Origin of the sequence: Rhizobium sp. NXC24, assembly GCF_002944315.1 — a bacterium.
In the GTDB taxonomy this organism is placed as follows: domain Bacteria; phylum Pseudomonadota; class Alphaproteobacteria; order Rhizobiales; family Rhizobiaceae; genus Rhizobium.
On sequence record NZ_CP024311.1, the window covers coordinates 3,484,768 to 3,502,055 of the forward strand.

A 17,288-nucleotide genomic window follows, 5' to 3' on the forward strand; every position below is an offset into this window, starting at 1 on the left:
TCGCCACGGAAATGCCGATGCCGGCATTTCTCAAGTGATGGAAATAGGATGCGGGCGGGCAAGACGCAACCGGAGAAACAGGCTTCTCCTGTCTCTTTCTATGGGCCGCCGGAATTAGTCGCTGATGCGCTCGACAATGGCACCGCAGCGCGTCAGCTTGTCTTCCAGCCGCTCGAAGCCGCGATCGAGATGATAGATGCGCGAGACCAGCGTTTCGCCCTCGGCGGCAAGGCCGGCGATGACGAGGGAGACGGAGGCGCGCAGGTCCGTCGCCATGACCGGCGCGCCCTTCAGACGCTCGACGCCTTCGATCTTGGCGGTCTGGCCGGAGAGCGAGATCTTCGCGCCGAGGCGCGCGAGCTCCTGCACATGCATGAAGCGGTTTTCGAAGATCGTCTCGGTGATGTGCGAGGTGCCCGTCGAGCGCGTCATCAGCGCCATGAACTGCGCCTGCAGGTCGGTCGGGAAACCCGGGAAGGGATCGGTGACGATATCGACCGGCTTGATGCCGCCGCCATTGCGCTGAACGCGGATGCCGCTTTCGGTCGCCGAGATAACGGCGCCGGCGCGGCGCAGGCTTTCCAGCGCGGTGTCGAGCAGCGCCATGTCGGTGTTTTCCAGGCGGACATCGCCGCCGGCCATGGCGACGGCCATGGCATAGGTGCCGGTCTCGATACGATCCGGCAGGACGCGATGGCGCGCGCCGGAGAGCGAGGTGACGCCTTCGATGGTGATCGTGCTGGTGCCGGCACCGGAAATCTTGGCGCCCATGGCGATGAGGCAATTGGCAAGATCGGCGACTTCCGGCTCGCGGGCCGCATTGCCGATGACCGTCGTGCCGCGGGCAAGCGTCGCCGCCATCATCATCACATGCGTGGCGCCGACCGAAACCTTCGGGAAGACATAGCGCGCGCCGATCAGGCCGCCCTTCGGCGCGGTGGCGTTGATGTAACCGCCGTCGATTTCCATGGTGGCGCCGAGCGCCGTCAGGCCGTCGATGAAGAGATCGACCGGACGCGTGCCGATGGCGCAGCCGCCCGGCAGCGACACGCGCGCCTGGCCTTCGCGGGCAAGCAGCGGCCCGATGACCCAGAAGCTGGCGCGCATCTTGGCGACCAGCTCATAGGGAGCGGTCGTGTCGGCGATGGTGCGGCAGGTGAAATGGATGGTGCGGGAATAGCCGTCTTCCTGGCGCTCGCGTCGGCCGTTGACGGCGACATCGACGCCGTGATTGCCGAGGATGCGCATCAGCAGCTCGACATCGGCCAGATGCGGCACGTTTTCGAGCGTCAGCGTATCGCTTGTCAGCAGCGAGGCGATCATCAGAGGCAGAGCCGCATTCTTGGCGCCGGAGATCGGAATGATACCGTTGAGCTCGTTGCCGCCGACAATCCTGATACGATCCATATATGACTACGGGCGAGGCCCGCCTTTCCTGAAGTTCCGTGCGCCAAATTCCACGCGTTTGGGGAGAGAGCGCTGTTTAGACGAAATAGTTTAAGGCTTCAATTCGTTTGATGCTGTTTGATGATGACCAACATCAAATCATTACGATTCGTCCATTTTTGCGGCGGCATCCTTTGCATCGGACGAATTTGCGGCGGGAAGCCCATCCGTCTCGTCCGCCTGGCCGGCGCGGCGCGCCCGGACCTGCTGTTTGCGGCGGGCAAGATTTTCACGCAGCTTCTGCGCCGCCCGCTCACGCCGCCGCTCCGCCTCGAGGTTAAGCTTCGCGCCTGCGCCTTCCTTCCCCCCGCCGGCCGTCAAACCGCCTTGCGAGAGCTGCTCATCACCGCTTTTCGTCTTATCCGCACCCATGACCTTCCCATAGCCGAAATCCCCCGGCTTCAAAAGACCGACATAATTTTTCCAGCGATCTTTCACCGAACTTGAAATTTGCGGCTTGCACTTACCTCTCACCTATGGCAATAGCCGCCTCGCCCAATACGGCGCACACAACGCGCCACGGTTTGCTGCTATAGCTCAGGGGTAGAGCACTCCCTTGGTAAGGGAGAGGCCGAGAGTTCAAATCTCTCTAGCAGCACCAGTTTTTTCTAGGAAGATGCTCACTCTATTTGGGGACGTGGCTGACCAGATTACTGGTGATCTACATAATTGGAGTCAAGCCCTCCAGGAAGTAAGCGGTCGCACCCTCTCTTAAATTCTTAGGTTGACGCTGGAGATGAACTACGAAAAAGTTTTGGTAATCTCTAAAAACTGGACCAATGACCGTTTGTACTTTTACAAGTACATGACGGCGACCACCGCAAAGATCGTACTCAGGAACCGGACGCTGCGTTGGTCTGCTCCTGCGCTTTTTAATGATCCCTTTGACATTCAGTTCAACATGCAGATTACGGCAGACCTCGCGTCCGTAAAACCGTTGGCTTTAGAACGTCTATGGGATGTCTACCAAGGCCGATTGGAGCCTGATCCCCAAAACCCGGTTGGCAGGCTCTTTAAATTGCTTCGCGATCCTCGCGTGAAATTGAGCAAGGATGAACTGTTTCGTGAGTTCGGTCCCGCCTTTGAGGAGGGTTTTGAGAGAATGCTAAAGGCGTTACCAACGGTGAACGCCAAAGCCGCGAAGCTTCTAGAGGACCTAAAAATCCTTTGCCTGACGGTCAGACCAGACAATAGCCTGATGTGGGCGCACTACGCGGACTCTCATAAGGGCGTGATACTCAGGTTCAGATCAATACCCGCGTTTGACAGTCCATATGGTGCGGCACGGCCTATTGAATATGTCGATCAGGTACCGCCCTTGGTTAGCGAAATCCAACTTGCAGATATTTTCGCAGGCGTGGGAACGCTAGATCGAGCTGGGATACTTGATCGCGCGGTCTACACGAAGTCAACCGAATGGGCTTACGAGGAGGAGTGGCGCTTAAACAGCGGCGGGGGAAGACGTCCGGGAGAACTTTTTGAGGATGTTCCGTTCGGCCGCAATGAACTTGATGGTCTAATATTTGGTCTTCGTACGTCCGCAGACGATAGGGCAGAACTTACCGCCCTATCGTCCAACTACCCCAATGTGGAATTGCTGGTTGCGAGCAGGTCTGAAAATGCGTTTGGGTTGGTCATTCGCGCACCAGAGGACCTTGGGTAGCCCCAACCCGAAATGAACAGGTTTCGAACTCACTGTTGGATTGCAAGCCCCCCTCAAACCTTCTCCCTCTTCTTAACCCTCCCCTTCTCCACCGGCGCATCCGGCGTCGGCGCCAGCAGTTTCCGGAGCGAGGCAATCTTGTCCTTCACCAGCGGGCGGAAGCGGGTGGCGCGGTAGGGCATGTCGGCGGCGCCGTAGCCTTCGGGGCCGTCGTCGTTGCCGCGATGGATCTCTTCGAGCTTCACGCCGATGAAGGTGCCGTCGACATAATGGGTGTATTCGCCGACCCAGCGGATCGTGTAGATCGTTCCCTTGCGGATCAACTGGTCGATGCTGACATGCTTGAACGTGTCATTGATGCAGACGACCTTCTGGCCCACATGGAAATCGTAGCTCACTCTGCTCTCCTTGGATCGACAGGGACCACCGTGCCCTATCGCCGGGACGCCAGCATAGCCGCATATCAGCGTGAGAGTAAACGTGGCGAATGCCGCAACCCGGATCTGCGGCGCCGCAAACAGCGATGGAGCGAACGTCGACAAGCCTCGGTGAAGGCCGAAGATTGCGCCGTTCATTGCCTAATGGCTACCGGCGCGCGGACCGATTCGTTGGTGTGACATCCGCCCTACTCCGCGATAGGGCAGCAACCTTCAAGCTTCCAACCAGCTATTGCGACTTTTGAGGATCGTCCGCCGGATTGATATATTTGATCCCCCAGGGGCCATTGGTAGTGATCTGGAGGACAGTCTCCTCGTTGAAGTAAACGAAATGCGCCGTGCCGGGCGGCAACGCGAAGAAACTGCCCGCAGGCAGTGGCTTGGTGGCGCTCCGATCGGCGGTCTTGCCCATTCCAAAATTGATCGTCCCCGATATTATCGTGACAACCTCATCGCCAGGATGCGTGTGCGGTGGGATCGCATAGCCGGCTGGCACTTTGAGCCGCAGGGCAAATAAGCCTTTCTTCATGGGATCGCCGAACAAGACCGCCGCTTGTGCTCCGGCAGGAAGCACTTTGGGGGCTGGGCCCCACTTGACTTCATTGGGAACCACCAGTGTGTGTGCCTGCTCTGCCCAGGCAAAGGAAGCGATTCCGCAAAATCCGATCCAGCCGATTGCAAGTATCGACGCGATTTTCATGACAACCTCCCTGTGTCGCCGGGCCTTCCGCCTCGGCTGCACGCTGGGGCAGGCTCGCGAACAGTTCAGAATAAATCCGCCTACCATTCCGAGCAAGGTTTCCCCGGGTCATCCAATCGGATTACGGGCCCTTTCGACTTGACAACTCCCCCACAATTTAAAGACTGCACCCACCCAAATCGGCACACTGGAACGTCATTTCCATGCTTATCTCCACCGCATCCCGAGCCCTTCGGAGGCAATGATCGCTCATGCCCACCCTCCGCCTCATCGCTGACGATCTGACCGGCGCGCTCGACACGGCTGTGGAATTCGTCGGCGTCTATGGGCCGATCGAGGTGCAGCGCGAAGATGCGCTTCCGGCAAGCCTGCCGGATTGCCTTGCGATCGACAGCGGCACGCGCGAGAAATCGGCGGCCGAAGCGGCGGCCATCGTCGGCGGCATCGCGCCGCTGCTGGAGGGCGCCGATCTTGCCTTCAAGAAGGTGGATAGCCTGTTTCGCGGCCCTTGGGCGGCGGAACTGGCGGCCTGCTTTCGGCTCGGCCACTGGCGGCATTGCATTCTGGCGCCGGCCTTTCCGCATCACGGGCGGCACACGCGCGGCGGGCGGCAGGTGCTGTTTGCCGGGAAGGACGCCTGGCGCGATATCAGCGGCGATCTCGTCGCTCATTTGAGAGCGGAGGGGTTGCCGGCCTTCAACACGGCGCTCAGTCACCACCAGGTCGATGCCGGAGACCCCATTCCGGACGGCATCCATGTTTTCGACGCCCATTCGGATGACGACCTCGACGCCGTCATCGCATGGGTATCATCTGAGCTACAGGGACCGGTCCTTTGGAGCGGCACCGGTGGGCTGGCGCGCGCCCTGGCGCGCAATATCGATTTGGCAACGCATCACCGCCCTCCTCCCGAAAAGGACGCGAGCGAAGAGCGGCCCGCGCCCACTGTCCCCGTTTCGCGCAGGCTGCAAAGACCGGTGCTCGGCCTGTTCGGCTCCGATCAGCCGATCACGCTGGCGCAACTCCAGGCCTGCGGCCCCAATTGGCTGAAGCTCGCGGAAGGCGCCAGCGCCGATGCGGTCGACAGACAAATCCAGCAAAGCGGCGTCGCCATGGTCAGTCTCGATCTGCCGACCGGGCTCGAACGCGACGATGCGGCAAGGCGGATTGAGGCCACTTTCGGCGGCATAGCCAACGCATTGCCGGCGCCGGCCGCATTGATTGTCGCCGGCGGCGAAACCTTGCGGAACCTTTGCGCGGCGCTCGACGTCACCGCCCTCAGCATCACCGGCCAGGCCGCACCCGGCCTGCCCCGCTCCACGATTGTCGGCGGCCCTTGGCAGGGAACCACGGTCATCTCCAAGTCCGGCGCATTCGGAGGCCCCACCCTATGGCGCGATCTCTTGAGTGAAAACGCGCTGATTGCCGGAGGAGAAGAACCATGAGGCGGCACCTGGCAATCACCATGGGCGACCCCGCCGGCATCGGCCCGGAAATTATCGTCAAGGCCGCAGCCCGGTTGAAAGGCAGGCTCGATGAAGGTAAGCTTAAACTTACAATAATGGGCAGCGGCCCGGCCCTGCGGCTCGCCGAACGGCAGCTCGGCCTCGATATAGAGATTCCGGAAGCCCGGATGGAAGACGACTGGCCGAACCTCTGCTTCATTCAGGCCGATATGGAGGGCGAACCGATTCTGCCGGGCCGGCTCTCTGCCGATGGCGGCCGCATGGCTTTCAAGGCGATCGAGAAGGGCGTTCAGCTCGCCATGACCGGCAAGGTCGGCGGCATCGTCACTGCACCGCTCAACAAGGAAGCGCTGAACAAGGCCGGCTTCCATTATGCCGGCCATACCGAGCTGCTCGCCGAACTCACCGGCGCCCGCGGCTCAGTGATGATGCTGGCCCATGGCAATATGCGCGTCAGCCACGTCACCACCCATGTCGCGCTGGAGGATGTGCCGAAGCGCGTGACGCCCGAGCGGCTGCGCCTTGTCATCGACCTGACCGACAAGGCACTCAAGCAGCTAGGCATCGCCAAGCCGAAAATTGCCGTGGCGGCGCTCAATCCACATGCCGGCGAAGGCGGCCTCTTCGGCCGGCAGGATATCGACATTTCCGCGCCGACGATCGCAAAGGCTGTCGAAGATGGGCTGGATATCGTCGGCCCGGTCCCCGGCGATACCGTCTTCGTCAAGCTGCGCGCCGGCCAATATGACGCCGTCGTCGCCATGTATCACGATCAGGGGCATATCCCCGTTAAGCTGCTGGGCTTCGAGATCGACCCGGCGACGGGGAAATGGATGGACCTCTCCGGCGTCAACATCACCCTCGGCTTGCCGATCGTCCGCACCTCCGTCGACCACGGCACGGCCTTCGACATCGCCGGCAAGGGGATCGCCAATGAGCGCAGCCTGATCGAAGCGATCGAGTTTGCGGAGCGGTTGGCAGCCAATCGATGAGATTGTCAGGCACGCTCTCCGATGCCGCAACGTCGTGCCTGTGCCCCTCACTCTAGCCCTATCCCCGCAAGCGGGGCGAGGGGATGACAATCAGCTAGCCTCTCGCTGGAAATTAAAGTCCCTCATAAAAATCTTTCCTCCCTTGTCGGCATTTCCCCTTTCCATCCGTCCTCTGGTCAACCCAACCCGAAAGAGGAGAAACGCCGTTGTCCAAGATTGCTCCATGCCTGTGGTTCGAGCGCGAGGCCGAGGAAGCCGCGACATTCTATGTCTCGCTATTTCCGGATTCACGCATCGATCACGTGCAGAAGAACCTAGTCGATACGCCGGCCGGCAAGGCCGACAGCGTGCTGGTCGTCGACTTTACGCTGGCGGGACAGCGCTTCATGGCGCTGAACGGTGGCATACGCTTCGAATATACCCATGCGATCTCGCTGGCGGTGGATTGCAAGGATCAGGCAGAGGTCGACTGGCTGTGGGACGGTCTTGCCGACGGCGGCGAAATCGAGCAATGCGGCTGGCTGAAGGACCGCTATGGCGTCTCCTGGCAGATCGTGCCGAGCGTGCTCAGTAAACTTCTGTCCGATCCCGATCCCGTCAAGGCCGCGCGCGTCATGCAGGCATTGATGCAAATGGTGAAGCTCGATATTGCCGGCCTGCAGAAGGCCTATGAGGGCTAGTCGGCAAAGTCTCCAACTTGGAGTTCCCGGTCGCCGCCCATGGCTGCGCCCGGGAGAAATCGGCTGCCGTCAGGCGTTCGATGGCGTGCAACTGGATGCAGTTCGGCACCGCTATGGCGCCATCGGCGAACAAACATTCATCCGTCGCAAAACGCTCCAACGCCAAGAATCGCGTTGGTCGCGCCAGGGCATGACTACTCGTATCGCCTTGTTTTTCTTAACCTTGACGTAAGTCCTGCCCTCCGGCGCGTCTTGCACCTGGCCATCCATTGGACTAGCGTTGCGCTACCGCCCTAAAATGGCGGGATTCTTGAAATATTTTCAAAAGATTATGCCGTCGTGTTTGGTGTAGGCGGATGTCCATGACCGGACTAATCGATCAACTTTTCGGCAGGAGAGCGGCGAAGTCCATGGAACCGCGATCCCGCATTGATCTGACAGCGGAAGGCTACACCGCCATCTATGCGCTGAGCGACATTCATGGCTGCTACGACGCGTTGATCGAAGCGGAAAGGCATATCGTTGCGGATGCCGTCACGATCCCCGGCCGGAAACTCCTAATGTTCCTCGGCGATTATGTCGATCGTGGTCCGCGATCGAACGACGTGCTGCAGCATCTGTGCGAGCCGCCACCTGTGGGCTTTGACCGCTATATCCTTTGCGGCAATCACGACGATGTCTTCCTGAAATTCCTGGACGATCCGCGCGCCAACAGCCATTGGCTCGAGTTCGGCGCCGTACAGACACTCGCCTCCTATGGCGTCGACGTGGAATATCTGCTGCTCGAAGAAGGCAGGAGCATCGAAGAACTCTGCGAAACCGTTCTTCAGGCCATGCCGCCGGCGCATGTCGAATTGCTGCGCTCCCTGCCGATCGCCATCATCATCGGTCCCCTCCTTTTCGTCCATGCCGGCATCCGGCCTGCCATACCGCTGGAACAGCAGACCGACGAAGACCTGATCTGGATCCGCGACCCCTTCCTCTCCGAAGGTCCGCAATTGCCGGTGCTGGTGGTGCATGGCCATACGCCGACCGCGCGGCCCGACTTTGGCAATCATCGCATTGGCATCGACACGGCCGCCGCCATGGGCGGAAGCCTGACGGTGCTCAAGATCGCGGCGGGCGAATGCTCGATCCTCACACAGACCTTCGAGCCACGCCGCTGAAAATAAAAAAGGGCCCCGGCACAAGCCGGGGCCCCTTTCACGCTCTGCCCGCGCTTTTTATTCCGCTGCCATAGCTGGTGGTAGATGATGTACGGCGTCGTTGCTCTCCTGCTCTTCGACGGGCTGCTGTCCTTTCTTCTTCGGCTCGCGGCCGAAAAAGAGCGCATAGCCCGCCGGCAGCACGAAGATGGTCAGCACTGTGGCAACCAGGATGCCGCCCATCATGGCGTAGGCAAGTGGACCCCAGAAAACGCCGCGCGAGATCGGGATCAGCGCCAGAACCGCCGTCAACGCCGTCAGCATGATCGGCCGGAAACGGCGGACGGCCGAGCCAATGATCGCTTCCTTCCGGTCCATGCCCGCCGCGATGTCCTGATCGATCTGGTCGACGAGGATGATCGAATTGCGGATGATGATACCAAGCAGCGCGATGACGCCAAGGATCGCCACGAAGCCGAAGGGCGCGCCGCTGATCAGCAGGGCACCGGCTGCACCGATGATGCCGAGCGGACCGGTGGAGAGCACCAGCATCGCCTTGCCGAAGTGCTGGAGCTGCGCCATCAGCAGCACGACGATGATGACCAGCATGATCGGTGCCTTGGCGGCGATCGAGGCCTGGCTTTCGGCGCTGTCTTCGGCACCGCCCTGAATCTCGATCTTGTAGCCCGCCGGCAGGCTGTTTCTGAGATCGGCCATGTCGTTGTAGAGTTTGGCCGTCACGTCGTTCGACTGAACATTGTCGGGAAGCGTCGCCCTAACCGTGATCGTCGGCAGGCGGTCGCGGCGCCACTCGATGCTCTGCTCCATGACGGGCACGACCTTTGCGACCTGCGACAACGGCACGAAACCGCCGGAGTCGGTCGGGATATAGATGGAATTGACCGAAGTCAGCAGATGGCGGCTTGCCTCTGGCTCCCGTGCAACGATGCCGACGGTCTCCTCGCCCTCACGATAATTGTCGAGGGTGACGCCGGACATCGAGGCCTGCAGCATCTGGCGGATACGCTGCGAGGTGACGCCGAGTGCACGGGCGCGGTCCTGATCGATCACCAGCTTCATGGCCGGCACCGGCTCCAGCCAGTCGTCATGGATAGCGCCGAGCAGCGGGTTCTGCGCGAAGCGCGCTTTTACATCATCGGCGATATGGCGAACCTCCTGCCGGTCCGGACCCATGACACGCAACTGCACCGGCCAGCCGGTCGGCGGACCGAGGAACAGGCGGTCCACCTTGGCGCGGACCGAGGGGAAGTCGGCGGCAAGCATGCTGCGCAGCTTGACGATCAATCGCTCGCGCGCCGGCTCGTCCTTGGCCATGACCAGCAACTGGGCATAGTTCGGGTTGGTGAGCTGCTGATCGAGCGGCAGGAAGAAGCGCGGGGCACCTTCGCCGACATAGGTGGCGATGAACCGCTTGTCGGGATCATCGGCCATGCGGGCCTGCAACCTCTGCGCCTGGCGTTCGACTTCCTTGATGCTGGTGCCTTCCGGCAGCCAGAGATCGACCAGAATTTCCGGACGCGAAGACTGCGGGAAGAAGTTCTGCGGAATGAACTGGAACGACCACAAGCTGCCGACGAAAGCGGCGAGCGTCAGAAGCAGCACGATGACGCGATGGCGCACGGCCCAGCTCACCGACGACCGCAGGCGGCGGTAGAAGCGCGTATCGAAGACGTCGTGATGCTCGCCGGCATGATGCCGCTGCTTCAGGATCATATAGCCGAGCCAGGGCGTGAAGTAGACCGCCACGAACCAGGAAATCACCAGCGCGATACCGACGACATAGAAGAGCGTGCGAACGTATTCACCGGCCGTCGACGCGGCGAAGCCGACTGGGATGAAGCCCGCCGTGGTGATCAGCGTACCCGTCAGCATCGGAAAGGCGGTCGAGGAATAGGCAAAGCTTGCCGCATCGAGCTTGACCAGCCCCTCCTCCAGCTTGCGTTCCATCAATTCGACCACGATCATCGCGTCGTCGACGAGGAGACCGAGCGCGATGATGAGGGCGCCGAGCGAGATACGCTGCAGGTCGATGCCGAGCTCGTACATGAGCGCGAAGGTCGCAGCCAGCACCAGCGGAATGGCGATGGCGATCACCAGGCCGGAGCGCCAGCCGATCGACAGGAAGGAGACGATCAGCACGATCACCAGCGCTTCGCCGAGCGCATGCATGAACTCGCTGATGGCGTCCGTCACCACTTCCGGCTGGTTGGAGATCTGGTCGACCTGCACGCCGACCGGCAGCGATGCCTCGAAACGCTTGTAGGTCTCTTCCACCGCCTTGCCGACGTCGGTCACCTTGTTGCCATTGGCCATGACGACGCCGAGCTGGACGCTCTCGTGACCGTTATAGAGGAACTTGGCCGTGTAAGGATCCTGTAGCCCGGCGCTGACCGTCGCTATATCGCCGAGACGCGTCACCTGGCCGCCGGCGGTCAGCCGGAGATTCTTGATATCCTCGATCTTGTTGACGTCCCCCTCGACCGAGATGCGAACCGAGCGCGTGCTGGTATCGACGGTGCCGGCCGGATCGACATTGTTCTGGCCGACGATCGCGTTCTGCAGGGCGGTCAGCGTCAGGCCGCGCTCGGCCAGCACCTTGGAGGAGACATCGATATAGATCTGCTCGGGCTGATCGCCGATGATCACAGCCTTCTCGACGCCGGGCGTCTCGAGCAGCATATCACGGGCTTGGATCGCGAATTTCTTCAACTCAGGATAGCTGTAGCCGGCACCGCTGATCGAATGCAGGGTGATGAAGGTATCGCCGAACTCATCGTTGAAATAGGGGCCGAGCAGGCCGGAGGGCAGCGTGTTGGCGATATCGCCGACCTTCTTGCGCACCTGATAGAAGGCGTCCTTCACCTGTTCGGTGTTCGTGTCGCCCTTGATCTGGACGGTGGTGATGGCAAAGCCGGCGCGGGTATAGGATTTGACCCAATCGAGATGCGGGGTTTCCTGCAGCTTGCGCTCGATCTTGTTGACCACCTGGTCTTCCATGTCCTGCAGCGAGGCGCCAGGCCAGATGGTCTGCACGACCATGACGCGGAAGGTGAAATCCGGATCTTCCTTCTGGCCCATGTGCGTGAGCCCAAGCGCGCCGGCGATGATGATCAGCGCGAACAGGAAGCGCGCGATGCTCGGATGGCCGATCGCCCAACGCGACAGGTTGAAGCGCTTCTTTTCGTCGGAGGTGCTGTTGATAATCATTGTCCCGCCCCTCGATCCTTTCAGCGCACGATATCGGCAGCCGCGGCGCTGCCATGTGTCTCAGCCGAAGCCTGCTGCCCGGTCGGCACCTTGACCTTCATGTTCTCGCTCATGAATTGCGTGCCGGCGGCAACGACGACGTCACCGGCCTTGAGGCCATCGGCGACACGCACGCCATCATCGGCAAAGTCGGCAACCTTGACGCTGCGGGAGTGCACGGTGCCGGCACTGCGGTCGACCAACCAGACGATCTGCTGACCGTCCTTCTCCGCAAGCGCGCTCAGCGGAATGGAGACGAAAGGCCGGGTATTGTCGGCCAGCGCCTCGATGGTCGCGGTCATGCCGAGCAGCACGCGCGGATCGTTGGGCAGGCTGACGCGGACCGCAAAGGTACGCGACTGCGCGTCGGCGCTTCCGGATACCTCACGCACCTTGCCGTCCAGCACCAGCGCGTCATCGGACCAGAAGCGCGCCTTGACGTCCTTACCGACCTTGAATTGCGCAATATCCATTTCCGGGACAGCGATCTGCGCTTCCTTCTCACCGTCGACGGCAACGGTGATGACGGGCGTGCCGGAGCCGACCACCTGACCGACATCGGCATTGATGGTCGTCACGATGCCGTTCATGTCCGAAGTCAGATCGGTATAGGCGACCTGGTTCTTCGCTTCCGCCAAGGCCGACACGGCTGAATCCCGCGTCGATACGGCCTGGTCATAGGAAAGCTCGGCCTGTTCGAGCTGCGATTTCGGCGAAACGTTCTTGTCGAAGAGCTGCTGCGCGCGATTGCGGGCGAGCTCCGTGGTCTGCACCTGCTTCTCGGCCGCATCGAGATCGGCCTGGGAGCGGCGCACGGCTAAAGCGTAATCGGTGGAGTCGATGCGGGCGAGCACGTCGCCGGGCTTGACCTTCTCGCCGATATCCACCTTGCGCTCGACGATCTTGCCGTTGACCCGGAAGCCGAGGTTCATATCCGTCCGCGCCTTGACCGCACCGGAATAGTCGAGCTTGCGCGTCGTATCCGCCTGGGCGATCTCGACCACTTTCACCGGCCGGATCACCTCCGCAGTCTCTTCTTTCTTCTCGTTGCAGCCCGAAAGCGTGAGCGCAACGGCAGCAAAGACGGCAGCGCCGGCAGCGGATCGTATGTTGGTCGTCAGCGAAACCATGTCGCTCTCCTTGATCAAACGGCTTTAGTCAAATGCAATGCAAAGGCGCGTGGATCATCCAATGCGCGTACTACTATTTCTTTAGCGCTCTGATAGCAAATTCGATAAGATCGTCCGGTTCCGCCCGGTTCGTCTTCGCAAGACATTGCGCGACCATTTGCGGGTGGCACAAAATGATTGTCGCCGCGCCGAAGCATTTCGAGGCGGCGACTGGATCCTGTTCGAAAAACTCGCCGGCGGCGATGCCTTCGGCAATGATTTCAGCCATGAGGTCATGGATCCGGTCAATGTGCTTTTCGATGACATGCCAATCGCGCTCGATGGCGACGACGACCATCTCATGCACCTTCTGTTCGTCGAGCATCGTCTCGAGCGTCAACTTGTATTGGGCATGGACATAAGTGCGCAGCCGCTCGGAAGCGCTGATCGGCATGTGACGGATGTCGTAGGCCATCTTGTAGCTCAGCGCGAGCATGCGGCCGCACAGGGCCTGGTGGATTTCCGTCTTGGACGCGAAGAACCGATAGATATTCGCGGTCGACATACCGAGATCACGGGCGATATCGGCAACCGTCGTCTTGCTGTAGCCGTAGTGGCGAAACAGTTTTTCGGCGGAATCGAGAATCCGCGTTACGTTCTCCTGACGTGCAAGATCGGCGCTAACCGCAGAAGGATCGAGCATTGGGTTGCTTCCGATTTACGAGTGACGATTTTTAATTTTCGTCACTCGTAAATCATCAAGGCTCAAATGTCAAGAAGCCGCTCCGCGAAACGAGGCGGTTGAGACGCTGTCGATGGAGTCAGATTGCGATAATTAGATACGCAGAAGCGACGGCTGGAAACGGCGGACGCTGAGGAAGCCGACGATCAGGAACGCGAGCAGCAATACGGTCTGTACGGCGAGGATCGGCGGCTCGTTCCCCATGGGTGCCAGCGTATTGAGCAATGGAATTTTCTGGAAGGACTGAACGATCAGCACAACACAATTGAGATAGAGCATCAGCAGGCTGCCGACGATGAAAACAAGCCGCCAGATACCGGCCATCCGCTGCCTGTAGCGGGCGATTGCCGTCGGAATGAAAAGCAGAACGGTGATGATGCCGAATACGATGCCGGGCGTAATGCCGTTGAAAGGAAAGAGGAATCCGGTCAAACTCGTGAGCAGAATGGTGACCATGTAGACAAACGTGGAGCGCTCATGGCGCTTCACGGAAATCAATCCCTCTGCGACGACGATGCCGGCAGCGATGGAGATCAGGCTGATAATGACGTGAATCAACGTGAGTCCGGACATTCTGCAATCCCCTTTTCGCAATGCATTTTCCGTGAAAAGGATAGTCCGGGCCCTGGATGCGGGATTGTACATTTACGGCGGAATATGAGCGCACTATCCCGCATTTTCCAAGCCTCTTATGCGGGATCAGATTAATCGCAGGGCCCGCTCTCAGAGTTGACTTGTCACCATCTGCATGATGAGCGTGATACGTTGAGCCCGGAAAGCGGGTCTTATCCTGCCGTGACGTTCAAGCTCCGCCAGACCGTGAAGTGCCGCCCAAAAAGTTTCGGTAGCCGTATCCACATCCCGGGAGAACGGCGCGATCACCGTCGCCATGGCTCCGAAACCATCGCGAAGTTGAGCTGGCGTGTCGGATCTGGCGAAGCGGAGGCCAGTCGGCAGAACGAACATCGCCTCGTACATCGCAGGGCGAGCGAAAGCGAAATCGAGATAGGCGACTGCGATGTCTTCCACTCGCTCCTTTGATGTGGATGATGGCCGGATCGCGGCGCCGAGCATCGCAGCCAATTCGCCGAAGCCTTCGAGCGCGACCGCTCCGACGATCTGGTCGCGATTTTCAAAATGCGAATAGAGAACTGGCTGACTGTATTCTATCTCCTCGGCGAGGCGCCGGATCGTGACGGAAGCCCAGCCGTCGCGTTCCGCGATCGTCCTCGCAGCGACGACGATCCTCCGTTCACGTTCGGCCCGTTCTCGAGTCTTGCGTTCGCTGATACCCACCCGTGCCTCAATCTTCATGCGCGCGATTTTCCTGATGCAAAACTATCAAAAGGAACATTGATTGACAAACTAGCAGTGCTAGATTAAATGACGTCGCTATACAGAAGAGATCAACGGGTGTTCCAATGAACATTTTCACAGGCGCAACATCGCTCGATACAATCCTCGTCTGGCTGGCCGCCGGGGCGTTTCTCGTCGGCGCTATCGTCAATGCGAGTGGACATCCGAAAATCCGCGCGGGTTTCGTGCGACTTGGATTTCCTTTCTGGTGGTGCTGGGTCACAGCCGCCTTCGAGCTTGCAACGGCGGTGCTCTTGATAACAGCTGGCACCCGATATATCGGGGCGGCGTTGGGCGCTTGCATTATGCTCGCCGCGATCGCTGCCATTGTCCGTATCCGGAACTATCGAGAGCTCCCGCCACCTTTCGTGTTCCTGTTGCTGCTGGCACTGGCAAGTGTCAGCGGTCAAGTCTGAATATCTCGCTGCAACGAAACCTGACGATGCAAACAGGATGGGATCGTACATCGCGCCGATGGCGCAAAGCGATGCCGACGCAGCCCAGGGCGAAATGTCGATCGGCGACCTGCAAACTGCTCGCGCTCACGGCGAGTACGTAGCATGAGTTGCGCTGCGGTTCGCATCGGCTCATGCCGTCCGATGCCGTGCCCTAACGCCTGGCATGTAAAAAGCGCCGCACCATCGGCACGGCGCTCTCCATCGAAAGGACTGCTCAGGCGGCGTGCACTTCCAGAGAGATCGGAACGGAAGCAAGCGCCTTGGAAACCGGGCAACCGGCCTTGGCCTTGTTGGCGAGTTCGGTGAATGTGGCTTCGTCGGCGCCGGGGACTTTGCCGGTCAGCGTCAGGTGAATGGCGGTGATGGCAAAGCCGCCTTCGACGCTTTCAAGCGTGACCTTGGCGGTCGTTTCCATGCTTTCGGCGGTGAAACCGGCTTCATTGAGGATCAGCGACAGAGCCATGGTGAAGCAGCCGGCATGGGCCGCACCGATCAGCTCTTCCGGATTAGTGCCGGGAACGCCTTCGAAGCGGCTGGCAAAACCGTAGGGATAGTGATTGAGCGCACCGCTCTGGGTCGAAATCTGACCCTTGCCGTCCTTCAGACCGCCGGACCACTGGGCCGAACCTGTACGATTGATCTGCATGCCGTCCTCCTAGTCGTTGATTGAACGCCGGGAAAGAGCCCCTTGCCCTCCCCGCAATGGCCGTAGGAGGCAGCACCAGAGCGACCTGCGTTCGCTGGAACGCATAGTCGCTTGAAAGCGGGATGCTCTGGGCTGCCTCAATCGACAATATAATGCTCTATCCGCCGAAGACGACAGCGCTGTAACAATTAACCTCTGGGGCTCTGGTCAACCCTTGGCTATCCCCTCGCACGTCCCGCCGCGGCCGAGCGAATATTGTCCAGCGTCACCGCGATCAGCAGGATCGAGCCAAGGACGAGATATTGATAGAAGGCCGGAATATTGAGGAGATTCATGACGTTCTGGGCAATGCCCATGATCAGCACGCCGACGATGACGCCGCTCATCGAGGCCCGGCCGCCCGCGAGCGAGACGCCGCCGAGCACGCAGGCCGAGATGACCAGCAGCTCCAAGCCGATCGCCGCATTCGGCTGCCCGGAGGTGATGCGCGAGGACAGGAGGATGCCGGCGATGGCGCAGATGAAGCCCTGCAGCGTGAAGATCCAGATCCGCATCGTGGCGACGTTCACGCCCGCCAGCCGCGAGGCCTCCGGATTGCCGCCGATCGCCAGCGTATTCTTGCCGAAGGTGGTGCGATTCAGCACGAAGCCGAATAGGAGGAACAGGATCACCATGATCCAGATCGGCGTCGGAATGCCAAGAAAGGTCGAGAGTGCCAGTTGATAGAAATTCGGGTCGTTGATGCCGACCGCGCGGCCGTCCGAGGCGATCAGCGCCAGACCACGGACGATCTGCATAGTGGCAAGCGTCGCGATCAGCGCATTGATGCGCAGCTTGGCGATGAGCGCACCGTTGACGAGACCGACGATCGCGCCGCAGACGAGCGCCGCCAGCAGGCCGAGAATGATGGAGCCTGTGACGTTCGAGGCCATGACCGCGATCATGCCGCAGAAGGCGACGGTCGAGCCGACGGAAAGATCGAAATCGCGTGAGGCCAGGCAAAACATCATGGTGCAGGCAACGATGCCGATCGTGACAACCGATTGCAGCAGGCCGATCATGTTGCGCTCGGTCAGGAAATTCGGAACCGTCAGCGACACGATGACGAAGGCCACCGCGAAGATGACGACGAGGCCCTGTTCGCCGAGAAGGATTTTTTTCAAGGAAGACATCGTCACGAT

At 60.3% G+C, this 17,288-nt stretch carries 17 protein-coding genes and 1 tRNA gene; 7 read left to right on the forward strand and 11 right to left on the reverse strand.

What is annotated here, in order from left to right; genetic code table 11:
- Nucleotides 1-114: 114 nt before the first annotated feature.
- On the reverse strand, nucleotides 115-1,407 hold the full coding sequence (gene murA, locus NXC24_RS17140; RefSeq protein WP_104824392.1) for a UDP-N-acetylglucosamine 1-carboxyvinyltransferase: 1,293 nt from the start codon (nucleotides 1,405-1,407) through the stop codon (nucleotides 115-117).
- 141 nt (nucleotides 1,408-1,548) lie between these two features.
- Nucleotides 1,549-1,818, reverse strand: coding sequence for a hypothetical protein (locus tag NXC24_RS17145; RefSeq protein ID WP_245463896.1), 270 nt, complete (start codon nucleotides 1,816-1,818; stop codon nucleotides 1,549-1,551).
- Between the two features lie 154 nt (nucleotides 1,819-1,972).
- On the opposite strand from NXC24_RS17145, the gene NXC24_RS17150 reads away from it, so the two are divergent.
- Both NXC24_RS17150 and NXC24_RS17155 read left to right on the forward strand, forming a co-directional pair.
- A tRNA-Thr gene (locus NXC24_RS17150) sits at nucleotides 1,973-2,047 on the forward strand.
- A gap of 135 nt (nucleotides 2,048-2,182) precedes the next feature.
- Complete coding sequence (locus NXC24_RS17155; RefSeq protein ID WP_158704494.1) at nucleotides 2,183-3,109, forward strand: DUF2971 domain-containing protein; 927 nt, start codon at nucleotides 2,183-2,185, stop codon at nucleotides 3,107-3,109.
- A gap of 53 nt (nucleotides 3,110-3,162) precedes the next feature.
- Here NXC24_RS17155 and NXC24_RS17160 read toward each other — a convergent pair whose 3' ends face one another.
- The gene (locus NXC24_RS17160; RefSeq protein ID WP_104824394.1) at nucleotides 3,163-3,507 is read right to left on the reverse strand and encodes a CAP-Gly domain protein; all 345 of its coding nucleotides are present in this window, start codon (nucleotides 3,505-3,507) and stop codon (nucleotides 3,163-3,165) included.
- Between the two features lie 268 nt (nucleotides 3,508-3,775).
- On the reverse strand, nucleotides 3,776-4,246 hold the full coding sequence (locus NXC24_RS17165; RefSeq protein WP_104824395.1) for a cupin domain-containing protein: 471 nt from the start codon (nucleotides 4,244-4,246) through the stop codon (nucleotides 3,776-3,778).
- A gap of 251 nt (nucleotides 4,247-4,497) precedes the next feature.
- Between NXC24_RS17165 and NXC24_RS17170 the strand changes: the two genes are divergently transcribed.
- The 4 genes from NXC24_RS17170 (at nucleotide 4,498) to NXC24_RS17185 (ending at nucleotide 8,550) form a co-directional block, all read left to right on the forward strand.
- Nucleotides 4,498-5,691 (forward strand): four-carbon acid sugar kinase family protein, encoded by a 1,194-nt coding sequence (locus tag NXC24_RS17170; protein ID WP_104824396.1) that lies wholly within the window; start codon nucleotides 4,498-4,500, stop codon nucleotides 5,689-5,691.
- Nucleotides 5,688-6,704 (forward strand): 4-hydroxythreonine-4-phosphate dehydrogenase PdxA, encoded by a 1,017-nt coding sequence (gene pdxA / locus NXC24_RS17175; RefSeq protein WP_104824397.1) that lies wholly within the window; start codon nucleotides 5,688-5,690, stop codon nucleotides 6,702-6,704. Before NXC24_RS17170 ends, pdxA begins: the two co-directional genes overlap by 4 nt.
- A 206-nt stretch (nucleotides 6,705-6,910) precedes the next feature.
- Nucleotides 6,911-7,384 carry a VOC family protein gene (locus NXC24_RS17180; RefSeq protein WP_104824398.1) on the forward strand — a complete coding sequence of 158 codons (474 nt, stop codon included), beginning with the start codon at nucleotides 6,911-6,913 and terminating at the stop codon, nucleotides 7,382-7,384.
- 362 nt (nucleotides 7,385-7,746) lie between these two features.
- Entirely contained in the window at nucleotides 7,747-8,550 is an 804-nt protein-coding gene (locus NXC24_RS17185; protein WP_245463897.1) for a metallophosphoesterase family protein, read from the forward strand.
- Between the two features lie 57 nt (nucleotides 8,551-8,607).
- Here the strand turns inward: NXC24_RS17185 and NXC24_RS17190 are convergent, their stop codons facing one another.
- From NXC24_RS17190 to NXC24_RS17210, 5 genes are all read right to left on the reverse strand, one after another.
- Complete coding sequence (locus NXC24_RS17190) at nucleotides 8,608-11,757, reverse strand: efflux RND transporter permease subunit (protein ID WP_199773489.1); 3,150 nt, start codon at nucleotides 11,755-11,757, stop codon at nucleotides 8,608-8,610.
- A gap of 20 nt (nucleotides 11,758-11,777) precedes the next feature.
- Entirely contained in the window at nucleotides 11,778-12,926 is a 1,149-nt protein-coding gene (locus NXC24_RS17195; RefSeq protein ID WP_104824400.1) for an efflux RND transporter periplasmic adaptor subunit, read from the reverse strand.
- A gap of 73 nt (nucleotides 12,927-12,999) precedes the next feature.
- Nucleotides 13,000-13,608 (reverse strand): TetR family transcriptional regulator, encoded by a 609-nt coding sequence (locus tag NXC24_RS17200; RefSeq protein ID WP_104824401.1) that lies wholly within the window; start codon nucleotides 13,606-13,608, stop codon nucleotides 13,000-13,002.
- A gap of 132 nt (nucleotides 13,609-13,740) precedes the next feature.
- Complete coding sequence (locus NXC24_RS17205) at nucleotides 13,741-14,220, reverse strand: hypothetical protein (RefSeq protein ID WP_104824402.1); 480 nt, start codon at nucleotides 14,218-14,220, stop codon at nucleotides 13,741-13,743.
- 150 nt (nucleotides 14,221-14,370) lie between these two features.
- Nucleotides 14,371-14,943, reverse strand: a complete 573-nt coding sequence (locus NXC24_RS17210) for a TetR/AcrR family transcriptional regulator (protein ID WP_104825221.1) — start codon at nucleotides 14,941-14,943, stop codon at nucleotides 14,371-14,373.
- Between the two features lie 125 nt (nucleotides 14,944-15,068).
- Here NXC24_RS17210 and NXC24_RS17215 point away from each other — a divergent pair, with 125 nt between their 5' ends.
- Nucleotides 15,069-15,419 carry a DoxX family protein gene (locus NXC24_RS17215; RefSeq protein WP_104824403.1) on the forward strand — a complete coding sequence of 117 codons (351 nt, stop codon included), beginning with the start codon at nucleotides 15,069-15,071 and terminating at the stop codon, nucleotides 15,417-15,419.
- 256 nt (nucleotides 15,420-15,675) lie between these two features.
- On the opposite strand, the gene NXC24_RS17225 is transcribed toward NXC24_RS17215, so the two are convergent.
- The gene (locus NXC24_RS17225; protein ID WP_104824404.1) at nucleotides 15,676-16,107 is read right to left on the reverse strand and encodes an OsmC family protein; all 432 of its coding nucleotides are present in this window, start codon (nucleotides 16,105-16,107) and stop codon (nucleotides 15,676-15,678) included.
- 218 nt (nucleotides 16,108-16,325) lie between these two features.
- Entirely contained in the window at nucleotides 16,326-17,279 is a 954-nt protein-coding gene (gene araH / locus NXC24_RS17230; protein ID WP_104824405.1) for an L-arabinose ABC transporter permease AraH, read from the reverse strand.
- Between the last annotated feature and the right edge of the window lie 9 nt (nucleotides 17,280-17,288).

Coding starts and splice junctions, on each gene's coding strand:
- NXC24_RS17205 (WP_104824402.1), bottom strand. CDS start 14,220: ATGTCCGGACTCACGTTGATTCACGTCATTATCAGCCTGATCTCCATC.
- NXC24_RS17145 (WP_245463896.1), bottom strand. CDS start 1,818: ATGGGTGCGGATAAGACGAAAAGCGGTGATGAGCAGCTCTCGCAAGGC.
- murA (WP_104824392.1), bottom strand. CDS start 1,407: ATGGATCGTATCAGGATTGTCGGCGGCAACGAGCTCAACGGTATCATT.
- NXC24_RS17170 (WP_104824396.1), top strand. CDS start 4,498: ATGCCCACCCTCCGCCTCATCGCTGACGATCTGACCGGCGCGCTCGAC.
- araH (WP_104824405.1), bottom strand. CDS start 17,279: ATGTCTTCCTTGAAAAAAATCCTTCTCGGCGAACAGGGCCTCGTCGTC.
- NXC24_RS17185 (WP_245463897.1), top strand. CDS start 7,747: ATGACCGGACTAATCGATCAACTTTTCGGCAGGAGAGCGGCGAAGTCC.
- NXC24_RS17225 (WP_104824404.1), bottom strand. CDS start 16,107: ATGCAGATCAATCGTACAGGTTCGGCCCAGTGGTCCGGCGGTCTGAAG.
- pdxA (WP_104824397.1), top strand. CDS start 5,688: ATGAGGCGGCACCTGGCAATCACCATGGGCGACCCCGCCGGCATCGGC.
- NXC24_RS17155 (WP_158704494.1), top strand. CDS start 2,183: ATGAACTACGAAAAAGTTTTGGTAATCTCTAAAAACTGGACCAATGAC.
- NXC24_RS17195 (WP_104824400.1), bottom strand. CDS start 12,926: ATGGTTTCGCTGACGACCAACATACGATCCGCTGCCGGCGCTGCCGTC.
- NXC24_RS17165 (WP_104824395.1), bottom strand. CDS start 4,246: ATGAAAATCGCGTCGATACTTGCAATCGGCTGGATCGGATTTTGCGGA.
- NXC24_RS17200 (WP_104824401.1), bottom strand. CDS start 13,608: ATGCTCGATCCTTCTGCGGTTAGCGCCGATCTTGCACGTCAGGAGAAC.
- NXC24_RS17215 (WP_104824403.1), top strand. CDS start 15,069: ATGAACATTTTCACAGGCGCAACATCGCTCGATACAATCCTCGTCTGG.
- NXC24_RS17190 (WP_199773489.1), bottom strand. CDS start 11,757: ATGATTATCAACAGCACCTCCGACGAAAAGAAGCGCTTCAACCTGTCG.